Origin of the sequence: Kiloniella sp., assembly GCF_048270245.1 — a bacterium.
In the GTDB taxonomy this organism is placed as follows: Bacteria; Pseudomonadota; Alphaproteobacteria; order Kiloniellales; family Kiloniellaceae; genus Kiloniella.
Genome location: NZ_JBLWTH010000001.1, coordinates 781,857 through 794,658, shown reverse-complemented (window position 1 = coordinate 794,658; position 12,802 = coordinate 781,857). Strand labels below are relative to the sequence as shown.

Here is a 12,802-nt window from a genome sequence, read left to right as displayed (position 1 = left end):
CGCCCGATTAGTTGCCCAGCTAATCAGGGCTAGAACAAGACTGTTTAAAAGAAAAGGAATGTCGACATGACATCCGAAAAATCCGCTATTTCCGGAAGCCAGTTAATTGAACAAAAATTAATAGTACGAGACCTCACACTCAGCTGCAACATAGGCTTGACCGAAGAAGAGAGACTTCGCCCACAGCGATTAAAGGTAAACCTTGAACTTACACTGAGCCCTCTTCCTGTTCTTAATGACGAGATTGATGAAACAATCAATTACGGAATATTGGTCAAGAAAGTCAGGAACGTTTGCCTGCAAACCAAAGTAAAGCTTTTGGAAACTCTTGCCAATGACATCTCTGAAACCTGCTTCTTTGACGATAGGATTAAAACCGTTCACATGCGCATAGAAAAGCTTGATCGTTATCCCGATGTGGCTGGGGTTGGTATCGAAATCACCAGACGCCGCGCTTAATAAGAACCTCCTTTTTTTAATCGATCGCTAGCACCAAAGGCCAGAGCAATCTCTGGCCTTCTTCGCACAAACAATTCCCCCCAAAACTTAATATTTGATAACGACTCGTTATCGATAAAATATCGCCAAGATTCGATTTTTATCGAGGGACGAGCGTATAAAACCTTTAAGAATCAAAGAAATTTTATTTCGAGAATCCCTAACTTGTACACAGGAGAAATCTTTCTGTAACCGTCAAGCCATAAAAAAGAATTTTTTTTATACGTTAGAACGTTGACTTTAAATTCAATAGTAATATCAGTTACTTACAAAATATGCCTATTTTTTAAGCACCTTATTGCAATGCTAGTGTTTTCAAGGGGTATACGCGTAGGCTCACAAGATAGCCACAAAGTTATCCACAGGATCCGTGGATATAATTTTATACGGTTTCACCCAGAGAAATCAGTAGATGTGACGAATCCTATGTCTTCTTAAGAGTCCCATCTATACATTAAGAAAGTGTTCTTGACCTGTTCCACATTAAACGTCATCTAAAGTAGTGCAAGACACTCTTCTTAGCGCAGACGTAACCTGATATATTAAGATCTTCATATTTTAATTCTCTTGAACAGTTAAACCGGACCCGTTTAAGTCAGAAAATGACAAAAGTGCCTTCACGCAAAGCAAGAAAAAAAGATCCGTCGCAAGGTGGAAAACGATCGGCAATGGCTGCGCGTGAAGATTTGGATCCGACAATCGCTAATAATCCACTTGATACTGTTTCAGGATTGTCTGAAGACACCATCAGCTGGGAAGCGGGATCGCAATCAGATGCCGAACAGACAGTCGGAACCAGCAACATCGAAATCGGGACTGGTATAATACTAAGTGTCGTGAAAACCCTGCCAGGTTCACCCGGCGTTTACAGAATGATGGATAGTGAGGGGAATCCTCTCTATGTCGGAAAAGCAAAAAATCTCAAAAAACGTGTTGTTTCTTATACTCGGGTTGACCAGCTTCCCTATCGGATAACGCGGATGGTTTCCGAAACACGATCCATGGAAATTGTGCGAACGAACACCGAAGCGGAAGCTCTTTTACTGGAAAGCAACCTGATCAAGCGTTTAGCCCCACGCTACAATGTATTGCTCAGAGATGATAAATCATTTCCTTACATTCTGATCACAAGCGATCACGAAGCACCGCAAATAACGAAACATCGCGGCGCACAAAAAAGAGAAGGACGGTATTACGGCCCCTTTGCCGATGCCAGGTCTGTGAACCAGACAATAACAGCGCTGGAAAAAGCATTCTTACTTCGATCTTGTAGTGACGGCGTCTATACAAACCGTACTCGCCCTTGTTTGATGTACCAAATCAAACGTTGCTCCGCGCCCTGTGTTGGTCGCGTCTCTCTATCCAACTATGCGTCTCATGTACAAGAGGCCGAAAGTTATCTAAGTGGTTCATCGTCTAATTTTCAAAAAAAAATGGCTGAAAAGATGCAGACTGCCGCTGAAGAACAGGATTATGAACAAGCAGCAGTTTATCGGGATCGTATTCGCGCCCTTACGGCAATCCAATCCAAGCAGGAAATTAACATTGCTGACTTAGATGATGCGGATGTTTTCGCCCTTTATGAAAAGGCCGGACAATCCTGTATTCAGGTGTTTTTCTTTCGGGCAGGTCGGAATTATGGAAATCGTTCTTACTTCCCCAAGCACGATAAAACTATTGAGGCTGAGACCGTACTAACGTCGTTTATTGCCCAGTTTTATGCGAACAAGCCCGTTCCAAAGTTAGTAATGGTCAGCCATAAACTACCCGAGGCCCCTGTCCTTGCAGAGGCATTGGGAACAAAAGCTGGGCGACGCGTTGACGTTACACACCCATCACGAGGTGCCAAAAGAAAGTTGGTCGAAAATGCGACCGTCAATGCCCGCGAAGCCCTTGCCCGAAGGATGGCTGAAAGTGCAAGCCAGCGCCGATTACTTGAAGGCATGTCGGATATGTTGTTTCTGGAAGCGACACCAGAGCGGGTTGAGGTTTATGATAACTCTCACACCCAAGGATCAGAGGCTTACGGTGGCATGATCGTCGCAGGCCCCGAAGGCTTTATGAAAAAAGCCTATCGAAAGTTTAAAATTCGCGGCGACAAGCCCCAAGACGGTCAAGAAGAGAAAACACCAGCAGCTTATCAGGCAGGCGACGACTATGCTATGATGCGAGAGGTTTTAACTCGCAGGCTATCAAGAAGCCTAAAGGAAGATCCCGATCGACAGACTGATCAATGGCCAGACCTTCTAATTCTCGACGGTGGGCAAGGACAGCTAACAGTCGGCATCGAAGTACTTGAAGATCTCGGCCTGACGGATATTCCCATCGTTGCGATCGCGAAAGGGCAAGACCGAAACGCTGGCCGAGAGAGAATCTTTCTTCCCAATCGTCCTTCCTTTCTCGTCGACCCTAAAGATCCTGTCTTATACTTTATCCAACGGTTACGGGATGAAGCACATCGCTATGCCATTGAGACACATCGCAAAGGCCGAACCAATGCGCGTTTAAAATCTGCCCTTGATAGTGTTCCCGGGATTGGCGCAAAACGTAAAAAGGCGCTGTTATTCCGCTTTGGTTCAGCAGATGCCGTTGCCCGCGCAGGGGTTGAAGATTTGGCAGCGGTCGAAGGCATCAGCCGCGTTGTCGCACAATCAATTTATGATCATTTCAACACAGAATGATTTCTGTCCCTCAATTTTCTATTCCACAACTTTTTATTCCATAGTCGCCATCACCTCATTTGATCTATAACATAGCAACAGCCTTATCTGGGCGTTATACAGCTTGTAGAAATTTACCAACACGTTAGAGGATTTATCATGAAGGTTTTTGGCCTTGCAGGTTGGAGTGGTAGCGGCAAGACAACTCTTCTCAAGCAGGTGATCCCGACTTTGGTCAAGCGGGGCTTAAAAGTCTCGACACTAAAGCATGCGCATCACAAATTTGACGTTGATAAACCCGGTAAAGATTCCTATGAACATCGTGAGGCCGGGGCCAGTGAAGTGATGATTTCATCTGGGAACCGGTGGGCTTTGATGCATGAGTTGCGGGATGAAAAAGAACCAACACTTGAAGAGCTAATCCCTCATATGACGCCCGTGGACATTCTTTTGATTGAAGGTTTCAAAAAGGAGAGTCATAAAAAGCTAGAAGTTTTCCGCCCCGCCCTTGGAAAACGCATGCTTCACAAAGACGACCCTAACATTATCGGGGTCGCTACCGATGACGACGAAATGGATACGCCTCTGCCCACAATAAATCTCAACGATATAGAAGCGATCACTGATTTCATCTGCATATCATGTGACCTTCATCACAAGGCCAGAAAGGCCGCGGACTAATGGCCCAACTTTCGGATGATTGTTTTGCCCACGGCGGCAAGTTAATGACAACGGCCGATGCCCTCGCCCTGTTAGAAGAGAAGCTTCAGTGTATTACAGAAAAAGAAACGATTTCCGTTGTTGAATCTTTGGGGCGGGTATTGGCCGAAGATGTTATCTCACCTTGCAATGTACCTCCGCATGACAACTCGGCCGTTGATGGCTATGCGGTGTATTTTGATGATTTAAACACAACATCAGAAACCACCCTGCCTATCAGTGATCGGATAACTGCCGGTAGCCACGTCCGGGAAACACTTCGCAAAGGCACCGCAGCGCGAATTTTTACAGGTGCCCCTATGCCGCTGGGTGCAGATACAGTACTGATGCAGGAAGACTGTCGCCTTGTGGGAACCAATGAAGTCTCAATACCCCTTGGTATCAAGCCGGGATCGAACAGGCGTTTTGCGGGCGAAGATGTCGAAAAAAGCTCTGTCATTCTTCATGCCGGTCGCACAATACGCCCCCAAGACATGGGCCTTATCTCTGCGGTTGGCATATCAAAAATCAAGGTCCACAAATTACTTCGCGTTGCCTTTTTCTCGACGGGGGATGAGCTTAGAAATCCCGGCACGCCATTAGACAGCGGTCAGGTTTATGATTCAAATCGCTATACAATAAACGGCTTGTTAAAAAATCTTGGCTGCAACGTAACCGATCTTGGCATACTTCCGGATAAACCCGACCTGATACACAAAGCTTTAGAAAGCACAGTTAACCGCTATGATCTTGTGCTGACATCAGGCGGTGTCTCTGTGGGTGAGGAAGACCATGTAAAGCAAGTTGTTGAATCATTGGGCTCTCTCCACGCCTGGCGGTTGGCGATCAAACCCGGCAGACCAGTTGCTCTTGGACAAATAGGATCAACCGCATTTGTTGGACTCCCCGGAAACCCTGTGGCTGTCATAGTCACCTTTTCAAATTTTGTTCGCCCCTTGATCAATCTGTTATCCGGAGCAGAAAATACGCCCCCCAAAACCTTCCCTGTTGTTGCAGCTTTTTCTCATAAAAAAAAGAAGGATCGCAAAGAATGGGTGCGGGTTCATCTGAAAGAAAACCTTGAAGGCCATTGGGAAGCACATAAATATCCCAAAGAAGGCGCTGGCATTCTTTCATCAGTCTGCCATTCAGATGGTTTTGCCGTTCTTGATGAAGACCTATTATCTATCAAACCCGGAGACACAATCTCCTACTTGCCTTTTAACGAGATCGCGTTATGAAAATTCTCTATTTTGCATGGTTAAGAACTACTATCGGCAAATCCACCGAAGAGATTACACCGCCAGAAACTGTTAAAACAGTGAGCGACCTACTTGATTGGATGCCTTCTCTTGGCGAGAACTATTCTTCTGCCCTTGAAAAAAGAGACCTGCTTCGGATTGCCATCAATCAGGAATACGCAGATCCAGAACACGTAATTAAACCGGGTGATGAAGTTGCACTCTTTCCGCCGGTAACGGGTGGATAGTATGATCAAAGTACAAGAAGAAGACTTCGATGTTGGGCAAGAGATTAAAAATCTAACCCAAGAGAATCATGCTATTGGAGGTGTTGCTTCTTTTCTCGGCCTTGTCAGGGATATTGCCAGCAACGAAGAAATTTCGGCCATGACTCTTGAGCATTATCCCGGAATGACAGAGAAAATGCTTGCTGAAATAGAGGCCGAAGCAAATCGTCGTTGGGAACTTGATGCGAGCCTGATCATTCATCGTTATGGACGCATGGAACCCGGTGAACAGATTGTCTTGGTCATCACCTGTAGCAAACATCGTAAAGCAGCTTTTGAAAGTTGCGAGTTTTTGATGGATTATCTGAAGACAAAAGCCCCCTTTTGGAAATTGGAAGAAACATCCGAAGGTGGCAAATGGGTTGATGCTCGTGATAGTGATGACACAGCAGCATCTCGCTGGATAGAGACATAAATTCTCAACCTAGGTAACAAAAAACAGCACCGCGCCAATGAAGCGCAGTACTGTTTTTTAGGGTCAATCAGATATGTTTATGCACTAGGTTCACGAACCAATTGATCATAAGCTAGTAAAAGATCCTTTGTTACATCCCCCGGCGTAAATTTATAGCCGCCAATTTCAGAAACAGGTGTCACCTCTACTGCCGTACCGGTCAAAAAGACCTCCTGCGTTTTCCCCAACTCTTCCGGCATAATAGCGCGTTCAATAACGTCATAACCTTTTTGTTTTGCCAGATCGATCACGGTACGTCGCGTAATCCCATCAAGGAAACAATCTGGTATTGGCGTATGAATTTTTCCATCTTGTATTAGAAAAACATTAGCCCCTGTTGCCTCGGCTATCTGCCCTCGATAATCAAGCATCAAGGCATCGTTGTAACCTTTCGCTTCTGCGGCATGCTTTGAGAGCGTAGCAATCATATAGAGGCCAGCAGCTTTAGAGTGCACAGGTGCCGTGGCCGGATCAGGACGACGCCACTCTGCGAAATCCAGACGAATACCTTTCAGTCGATCTTCAGGAGAGAAATATGATGGCCACTCCCAGGCTGCAATTGCGACATGGATCCGGGATTTTTGGGCTGAAACAGCCATCATCTCGCTTCCGCGCCATGCAACCGGGCGGAAGTAGCCATCAACAATATTATTGGCATCCATGACTTCCTGCGCAGCTTGATGAAGTTCTTCAACGGTATAAGGAATATCAAATCCGAGAAGTTTTCCTGAATTGATCAAGCGTTCATGATGTTCCTGCTGTTTGAAGATGCGGCCATTATAAGAACGCTCCCCCTCAAAGACGCTGCTACCATAATGAAGGCCATGGCTTAGAATATGAACTTTGGCATCCCGCCAAGGAATAATTTCACCGTTGTACCAGATAGAACCGTCGCGATCATCAAATGGAAGCATAGCCATAGCTTTCGTGTTAAAGGTGGTATAAAGTTCATTTTTTACGTTGTTTCCACTACTTACTCGCAATATCGTTGAGTGAAGCAATGGAGTCGGCGTAATATTATTACAATTAACCATGAGCAATCGATATTTTCGACCGATCATATTGAAAAACAGATAATACTAATTCGATAGATAAGTCAACATGACTGACATAAAATCCGGACCTAATCCCCTTTTTCTTCGTACAGATGAAATCATGCAGGCAATTGAATTGCTGTTTTTTGCATATAGAGATTTCACAGGGGAGCCCGACGAACTACTTGCAGAATATGGCTTTGGGCGTGCTCACCACAGGGTAATACATTTTGTTGGGCGCAACCCCGGCATAACCGTAAGTGAGCTGCTATCGATTCTTCAAATTACGAAGCAATCCTTGTCCCGTGTACTTTCCCAATTGGTCGCAGAAGGTTTCATCAAACAAACCCCCGGGGAAATAGACCGACGGCAACGGCTTCTGGAGTTGACGGAAAAAGGGACTGAATTGGACGAAAAGCTTTTTAATGTCCAGCGGCAACGGATTGTCAAAGCTTATAAAGAATCCGGTGCAGAAGCTGTTGCTGGATTCAGATCAGTTCTAATGAATATGATGGAAGAAAGTGACCGCCCCCGTTTCACCCCAAAACCAAAGCGTCCATCTAGCCGACGCTAAAAGGCTGCCCAATAATTCAATCTCAATATACACTTGGCTCCAAATTAAGATCTGTGAATACAATTTCGACGCGCTATACTGCAATACATGAATGATTTTAACCCACATTTATTGGTCGTAGATGATGACACCCGGCTTCGGGAGCTCCTTCAGAAATTTCTGACGGATCAAGGTTTTATGGTCACCGCAGCCTCTAGTGCAGAAGAAGCCCGATCAAAGCTGGCATCTTTATCATTCGACCTCTTGATACTGGACATCATGATGCCGGGGGAAAGTGGGTTAGAACTTACAAAATCCCTCAGGGAAAAGGATGATGTCCCGATACTTCTCTTGACCGCAATGGGCGAAACAAACGATCGAATTAGCGGACTTGAAGTCGGGGCCGACGACTATCTTTCCAAACCTTTTGAGCCAAGGGAACTTGTTCTGCGCATAAATGCGATTCTAAAGCGTATACAAACCGCTGCGCCGGTCACAGAACTCCCGACAGAAAATGTTATTTTTGGATCGTTCAGGTTTGATGTTCGGAAATCTCAGCTGTGGAACAATGACGAGTACATCCACCTAACAGACGTCGAGGCGGCTCTTCTAAAAACCTTGGCCCAGCAAGCCGGGATAGCTGTGGGTCGCGATGAGCTTATCGAGGATGGATCCGAACTTGCCAATACACGAAGTGTCGATGTTCAAGTAACCCGCTTACGGCGAAAAATAGAACAAGATCCGAAATACCCGAGGTTTCTTCAAACGATCCGCGGTGTCGGATACATTTTGAAAACGGATTAAATGACCAGTACGCCCGCCAAAGAATCATATATGGATGAAGAAGACGCGCTTCCCAAAAAAAAGAAACGCCCCTTCTTTTTAAAGCGGTATCTTCCCAAATCACTTCTTGGGCGTTCTTTAATCATTATTGTTACACCGCTTCTACTTGTTCAGGCCATTTCGGTCTGGGTGTTTTATGATCGTCACTACGAAACGGTAACGAAACGTCTGGCACAAGGCATTGCAGGTGATATAGCAACATCTATCCTTCTATTGAAAGAAGCAGAAACACCCTACGACAAAGCGAATATTTTTCAGCTTATGCAAAGAACTGCAGGGCTATCCCTCACTCTACATCAAGGCATCGAACTCCCCCCCGTAAACTGGCAACCCGGGTGGTCAGTATTGGAGCGTCGACTTGACCAAGCCATTCACGATCAATTGCTTAAAAACCTGAATGAAAATTATCGATACGACATAGATACCACTAGTCTCGTTGATCAGGTAAAAATACAGATCGAGCTGGAAAATGCGGTATTGTTGGTCCTTGTGCCCAGCAAACGTCTTTTCACCTCCACAACTTATCTTGTCATTCTGTGGATGGTTGGGTCATCGGTCATTACCTTTGGTGTTGCCGTGATCTTTATGCGAAATCAGGTTCGGCCGATACAGCGCCTTGCCCGGGCTGCGGAAAGCTTTGGTAAAGGCCGGGATGTTAAAGGCTTTAAGCCCGAAGGAGCAACAGAAGTCAGACAGGCATCAGGGGCCTTTATTCGGATGAGATCGCGGATCAAAAGGCAAGTAGAACACCGCATGGCGATGTTGGCCGGTGTCAGCCATGATCTACGAACCCCACTTACCAGAATGAAGCTACAGTTGGCAATGTCTGGGCAATCAGAAGATACAAAGAACCTTCAGACTGACGTTGCCGAAATGGAAAAAATGATCGAAGGCTACCTTGCCTTTGCAAGAGGCGAAGGGCACGAACAAACCGCCTCATGTAATGTATCTGCCCTTCTCAAAGGACTGATGCAACAGCTGAGTTTCAGCAATAACCCCATCGATCTGCATATTGAACAGGAAATCAATATTCAGCTCCGCCAAGAAAATTTTAAGCGGGCCATCAGCAATCTTGTTACAAACGCACAACGTTACGGCAGCCACGTTATGGTTTGTGTCCGGAAAAGATCAAAAGATACTGATGAGCTTCTCGAAATAACAATTGATGATGACGGCCCGGGGATTCCAGAAGAACATCGGAAAGATGTTCTTAAGCCCTTCTTTCGCTTAGAACAGTCTAGAAATCAGGCAACAGGTGGTGTCGGCTTGGGTCTCTCTATCGCCAACGATATTATTAGTAACCACGGCGGTGATCTTTCCTTGGAAGACGCTCCCGGCGGTGGACTACGGGCCAGAATCTCTCTTCCATTTTAAGCCCGTTTTCTTTTTTGCTCACAGCAGGGCAATGCTTAGTGCATTCGGCTACCGTTTGGTACCTTGTGATCGGGGGCAAGCAAAACAATACCTCCCTTGTCATCAGAAGCTCCTAGCACAAGAATTTCCGACATAAATTTGCCTATCTGGCGCGGAGGAAAGTTTACGACAGCCATAACCTGCCGCCCAATGAGCGTTTCTGGCATATAGTGATCTGTGATTTGAGCAGATGATTTACGAACACCGATCTCATCCCCAAAATCGACCCAAAGCTTGATCGCTGGCCGACGAGCCTCTGGATAAGGCTGGGCATCGACAACAGTCCCGGCCCGAATATCAACTTTAAGAAAATCATCAAATGTCAATTCGTTACTCATACAACTTATTCCCTCAATAGATGGAGAGAAATAATTATACGCAACGCATTGAAAGGCAAGAAAGACTCAGTAAAAAATACTAGGCTGCTTTCTCTTTATTCCTCAGAACGCCCGACCTTGTACAACGTCTCGCCATCGTATCCAACCGTCCCAGAACTTTATCTAGTTTGACCATCGTTTTGCCCAAGTCGTCGCTGTCGTCACCTAACCAGGATTGAAGGGCAGTAAGATAGGCGATTGAAAAGGCTTTCACCCTCACGACGCCTCTGATCCCTGATGTCGATATCCCGGCCGCTTCCAACATCAAAGGCATTGAGCGCCGAAGGTTACAAAGGAACAACAGTGCTGCCACCGGATCTCTACGGCTATCTTTGGCAATAGCTTTGATGCCGTCTTTGAAAGGCGCCAGCGCATCAAATCTGTTCATGCAAATCTCAAACAACCTATCTTTCGCGGGTTGCTGCAGGTCGTCGGCATCGCATTCGTCGAGAACACCCTGATCTGCCTGTTCAGATATAAACCGCAATATAGAGTTCTTTGAAGGAAAAATCTGATGCAGATCAGATAGCGACACTTTTGAGGCAACTGCGATTTCAGCAAGAGATAACGTGGCCCACCCCGTTTCGACAGCTAAAGACATCGCTGTCGAAACGATATGTTGGGGTATTTCTGATTTTTTCATCACTACTCTCCCCACAATGAAGATACGTCTAATATATAGGGAAGAAAGATAAAATTAAAAGGCAGCTGACCTAAGCGCAAACCCTGAGCTCAAAGGCAGGTTTCAATGTTCAAGACAGCTCTTTACTTCTTTTTGCAGCAGCAGCTACAGTCTTGCTCATCACAGGTTGTAAACCATCATCAGCCATAAGAACATTCAGGCCCGCTTGAGTTGTGCCGTTCGGGCTGGTGACATTGATACGTAACTGACTAGGACTATCATTAGAAAGCCTGAGAAGTTCTCCTGCGCCAGATACAGTTGTATCCGCCAATTTCTGCGCCAACTCTTTCGGCAACCCAGCATCAACACCAGCTTGCGCCAAGCATTCTGCGAGATAAAAAATATAAGCAGGGCCGCTGCCAGAAACCCCCGTAACTGCATCAATCTGGCTTTCATCTTCAAGCCAAGCGGTTTCACCCACGGCGGCCATGAGTTCTTCGCAGACAATCGCTTGTTCTTCACTGACATTTTGATTTGCATAAAGCACTGTCATCCCGCGCGAAACGGCGGCTGGCGTATTTGGCATCGTCCTCACAACAGCGGCATCAGCGCCTAAATGTTCTTCAAAAAATGAAATTTGTTTTCCTGCAACAACCGAGAGGATCACGGCACCCTGTTCAGCATAGGGCTGATAACTCGTAATCGTTGCGTCGATCATCTGTGGCTTAACAGCAAAAAGGATATAATCAGGACTGAAGGATCCACTAAGTTCTTCAAGCGTCTCAATAGCCTGAACACCCTGTTTGACGAATGGCTGCATGTAAGGAGCCTTTGCTGAAGGGTCAATGATAGTAACTTGAGATCCAACCAAGCCACGGTCCAACCACCCTTGCAGCATCGCGCCGCCCATCTTGCCACAACCAACAAGCAGCAAGGTACCATCGTTAAGCATATTAAGCGTCCTATTCCATAAAACTTTAGGAGTAGAACTCTACGCTTCTCCTGCCGTATCCATCAAGGCAAGATCTACGGCATTTAGTTCGGAATCCCCCCCAGAGGATACCAACTGGATCGCAGGGATAAGACGATCCCACTCTGCAACTGCGGTCGCGACCAGATCTTCCGTTTGATCCTGAGAGAAACCATCTTGGCCTCTTAGCGGTACTGTATGTCGATACGCAGGCCCCCCAGTTTCAGGTACGAGATCAAAATGCCCAAGCCATAATTGATTGTTGACAGAAATCAACAACTCGCAAATACGGCTTTTGGCCAACTGCGGGATAATAACTTCACCATGACAGGCAAAAAACATCGCCTGTAATTCACTTTGCCATTGAAAATGAAGATGAAGAGGCCCCCAATGTCCTTCAATCACAGCTAACAGCTCGAAATCACTTTCACGCTCGAAATCCCAGTTATAATCTAGGATCCACTCTTCGATAGCATCAATGGGATTGAAAGGTAGTCGCTCATTCGTAGTTTCTGAGTTCATTGCACTAACCCCTCACTAAGTATAGTTGAGCAAGATACAATAGTTACTGCCACAATCCATATATTGAATTAATGTGACAGAATACTACCAAATATAGTGTGACACAGAACGAATCTTGGGATCAAGAAAAAAGATAAAATAAAAGCCCGAACATTGTCCGGGCTTTTCATACTTTATTCGAACCCACAGATTACTCAGAAATATATTTATTCCAGATCCATGAGATTCAGACTTAGGGAGATTCAGACTTAGGGAGATTCAGACTTAGGGAGATTCAGGCCTAAGAATTCTAGATAACGATAAAGTTAATCAGATTTCTTGGGGGCAACCTTTTTAGCTGTCGTAGATTTGGGGGATGTTTTTGCTGCCCCTTCCAACTTTGCCAATCTAGCTTCCAGTGCCGTAACCTTTTCGGCCAGATCTTCACTTTCTTCCCGTGCCTTGACAGCAACGGCTTTCATGACATCAAATTCTTCGCGGGGCACAACATCCATTTGAGAGATAATGCGTTCAAACTGTTCACGAATCCGCGCTTCGACTTCCCCCCTCATTCCAGCGGCCGCCCCCATAGCGCTACTAGCAACTTTGGCCAGATCATCAAGGATACGATTTTGAGTTTGCATGTTTCT

The 12,802-nt window shown here is 45.8% G+C and carries 15 protein-coding genes; 9 read left to right on the top strand and 6 right to left on the bottom strand.

What is annotated here, in order from left to right:
- The first annotated feature begins 66 nt into the window (after window positions 1-66).
- The 6 genes from ACN0W5_RS03755 to ACN0W5_RS03730 all read left to right on the top strand — a co-directional run bounded on the left by ACN0W5_RS03755 (window position 67) and on the right by ACN0W5_RS03730 (window position 5,800).
- Entirely contained in the window at window positions 67-459 is a 393-nt protein-coding gene (locus ACN0W5_RS03755; RefSeq protein ID WP_417452887.1) for a dihydroneopterin aldolase, read from the top strand.
- A gap of 641 nt (window positions 460-1,100) precedes the next feature.
- Window positions 1,101-3,179: an excinuclease ABC subunit UvrC gene (uvrC, locus tag ACN0W5_RS03750; RefSeq protein WP_417452886.1), complete on the top strand. Its 2,079-nt coding sequence runs from the start codon at window positions 1,101-1,103 to the stop codon at window positions 3,177-3,179.
- A 138-nt stretch (window positions 3,180-3,317) separates the two neighbouring features.
- Window positions 3,318-3,839 (top strand): molybdopterin-guanine dinucleotide biosynthesis protein B, encoded by a 522-nt coding sequence (gene mobB / locus ACN0W5_RS03745; RefSeq protein ID WP_417452885.1) that lies wholly within the window; start codon window positions 3,318-3,320, stop codon window positions 3,837-3,839.
- Complete coding sequence (gene glp / locus ACN0W5_RS03740; RefSeq protein ID WP_417452884.1) at window positions 3,839-5,098, top strand: gephyrin-like molybdotransferase Glp; 1,260 nt, start codon at window positions 3,839-3,841, stop codon at window positions 5,096-5,098. The genes mobB and glp overlap by 1 nt, the downstream gene beginning before the upstream one ends.
- Entirely contained in the window at window positions 5,095-5,346 is a 252-nt protein-coding gene (gene moaD / locus ACN0W5_RS03735) for a molybdopterin converting factor subunit 1 (protein WP_417452883.1), read from the top strand. Before glp ends, moaD begins: the two co-directional genes overlap by 4 nt.
- A gap of 1 nt (window position 5,347) precedes the next feature.
- Window positions 5,348-5,800, top strand: a complete 453-nt coding sequence (locus ACN0W5_RS03730; protein WP_299380192.1) for a molybdenum cofactor biosynthesis protein MoaE — start codon at window positions 5,348-5,350, stop codon at window positions 5,798-5,800.
- 77 nt (window positions 5,801-5,877) lie between these two features.
- On the opposite strand, the gene ACN0W5_RS03725 is transcribed toward ACN0W5_RS03730, so the two are convergent.
- Window positions 5,878-6,759, bottom strand: coding sequence for a branched-chain amino acid aminotransferase (locus tag ACN0W5_RS03725; RefSeq protein ID WP_417452882.1), 882 nt, complete (start codon window positions 6,757-6,759; stop codon window positions 5,878-5,880).
- 181 nt (window positions 6,760-6,940) lie between these two features.
- Here ACN0W5_RS03725 and ACN0W5_RS03720 point away from each other — a divergent pair, with 181 nt between their 5' ends.
- The 3 genes from ACN0W5_RS03720 to ACN0W5_RS03710 all read left to right on the top strand — a co-directional run bounded on the left by ACN0W5_RS03720 (window position 6,941) and on the right by ACN0W5_RS03710 (window position 9,643).
- Window positions 6,941-7,447: a MarR family winged helix-turn-helix transcriptional regulator gene (locus ACN0W5_RS03720; RefSeq protein ID WP_417452881.1), complete on the top strand. Its 507-nt coding sequence runs from the start codon at window positions 6,941-6,943 to the stop codon at window positions 7,445-7,447.
- 87 nt (window positions 7,448-7,534) lie between these two features.
- Complete coding sequence (locus ACN0W5_RS03715; RefSeq protein ID WP_417452880.1) at window positions 7,535-8,230, top strand: response regulator; 696 nt, start codon at window positions 7,535-7,537, stop codon at window positions 8,228-8,230.
- Entirely contained in the window at window positions 8,231-9,643 is a 1,413-nt protein-coding gene (locus tag ACN0W5_RS03710) for an ATP-binding protein (RefSeq protein ID WP_417452879.1), read from the top strand. It begins immediately after the preceding gene.
- Between the two features lie 35 nt (window positions 9,644-9,678).
- Here ACN0W5_RS03710 and ACN0W5_RS03705 read toward each other — a convergent pair whose 3' ends face one another.
- The 5 genes from ACN0W5_RS03705 to ACN0W5_RS03685 all read right to left on the bottom strand — a co-directional run bounded on the left by ACN0W5_RS03705 (window position 9,679) and on the right by ACN0W5_RS03685 (window position 12,796).
- Window positions 9,679-10,020, bottom strand: a complete 342-nt coding sequence (locus ACN0W5_RS03705) for a tRNA-binding protein (protein ID WP_299380178.1) — start codon at window positions 10,018-10,020, stop codon at window positions 9,679-9,681.
- A 79-nt stretch (window positions 10,021-10,099) separates the two neighbouring features.
- The gene (locus ACN0W5_RS03700) at window positions 10,100-10,702 is read right to left on the bottom strand and encodes a hypothetical protein (protein WP_417452878.1); all 603 of its coding nucleotides are present in this window, start codon (window positions 10,700-10,702) and stop codon (window positions 10,100-10,102) included.
- Between the two features lie 109 nt (window positions 10,703-10,811).
- The gene (proC, locus tag ACN0W5_RS03695) at window positions 10,812-11,633 is read right to left on the bottom strand and encodes a pyrroline-5-carboxylate reductase (RefSeq protein ID WP_417452877.1); all 822 of its coding nucleotides are present in this window, start codon (window positions 11,631-11,633) and stop codon (window positions 10,812-10,814) included.
- A 39-nt stretch (window positions 11,634-11,672) separates the two neighbouring features.
- Window positions 11,673-12,173 (bottom strand): YbjN domain-containing protein, encoded by a 501-nt coding sequence (locus tag ACN0W5_RS03690; protein WP_299380170.1) that lies wholly within the window; start codon window positions 12,171-12,173, stop codon window positions 11,673-11,675.
- Between the two features lie 305 nt (window positions 12,174-12,478).
- The gene (locus ACN0W5_RS03685; protein ID WP_417452876.1) at window positions 12,479-12,796 is read right to left on the bottom strand and encodes an accessory factor UbiK family protein; all 318 of its coding nucleotides are present in this window, start codon (window positions 12,794-12,796) and stop codon (window positions 12,479-12,481) included.
- Between the last annotated feature and the right edge of the window lie 6 nt (window positions 12,797-12,802).

Bases quoted from the DNA above. Each gene is read 5' to 3' on its own strand.
- ACN0W5_RS03755 (WP_417452887.1), top strand. From the start codon at position 67: ATGACATCCGAAAAATCCGCTATTTCCGGAAGCCAGTTAATTGAACAA.
- uvrC (WP_417452886.1), top strand. From the start codon at position 1,101: ATGACAAAAGTGCCTTCACGCAAAGCAAGAAAAAAAGATCCGTCGCAA.
- mobB (WP_417452885.1), top strand. From the start codon at position 3,318: ATGAAGGTTTTTGGCCTTGCAGGTTGGAGTGGTAGCGGCAAGACAACT.
- glp (WP_417452884.1), top strand. From the start codon at position 3,839: ATGGCCCAACTTTCGGATGATTGTTTTGCCCACGGCGGCAAGTTAATG.
- moaD (WP_417452883.1), top strand. From the start codon at position 5,095: ATGAAAATTCTCTATTTTGCATGGTTAAGAACTACTATCGGCAAATCC.
- ACN0W5_RS03730 (WP_299380192.1), top strand. From the start codon at position 5,348: ATGATCAAAGTACAAGAAGAAGACTTCGATGTTGGGCAAGAGATTAAA.
- ACN0W5_RS03725 (WP_417452882.1), bottom strand. From the start codon at position 6,759: ATGGCTATGCTTCCATTTGATGATCGCGACGGTTCTATCTGGTACAAC.
- ACN0W5_RS03720 (WP_417452881.1), top strand. From the start codon at position 6,941: ATGACTGACATAAAATCCGGACCTAATCCCCTTTTTCTTCGTACAGAT.
- ACN0W5_RS03715 (WP_417452880.1), top strand. From the start codon at position 7,535: ATGAATGATTTTAACCCACATTTATTGGTCGTAGATGATGACACCCGG.
- ACN0W5_RS03710 (WP_417452879.1), top strand. From the start codon at position 8,231: ATGACCAGTACGCCCGCCAAAGAATCATATATGGATGAAGAAGACGCG.
- ACN0W5_RS03705 (WP_299380178.1), bottom strand. From the start codon at position 10,020: ATGAGTAACGAATTGACATTTGATGATTTTCTTAAAGTTGATATTCGG.
- ACN0W5_RS03700 (WP_417452878.1), bottom strand. From the start codon at position 10,702: ATGAAAAAATCAGAAATACCCCAACATATCGTTTCGACAGCGATGTCT.
- proC (WP_417452877.1), bottom strand. From the start codon at position 11,633: ATGCTTAACGATGGTACCTTGCTGCTTGTTGGTTGTGGCAAGATGGGC.
- ACN0W5_RS03690 (WP_299380170.1), bottom strand. From the start codon at position 12,173: ATGAACTCAGAAACTACGAATGAGCGACTACCTTTCAATCCCATTGAT.
- ACN0W5_RS03685 (WP_417452876.1), bottom strand. From the start codon at position 12,796: ATGCAAACTCAAAATCGTATCCTTGATGATCTGGCCAAAGTTGCTAGT.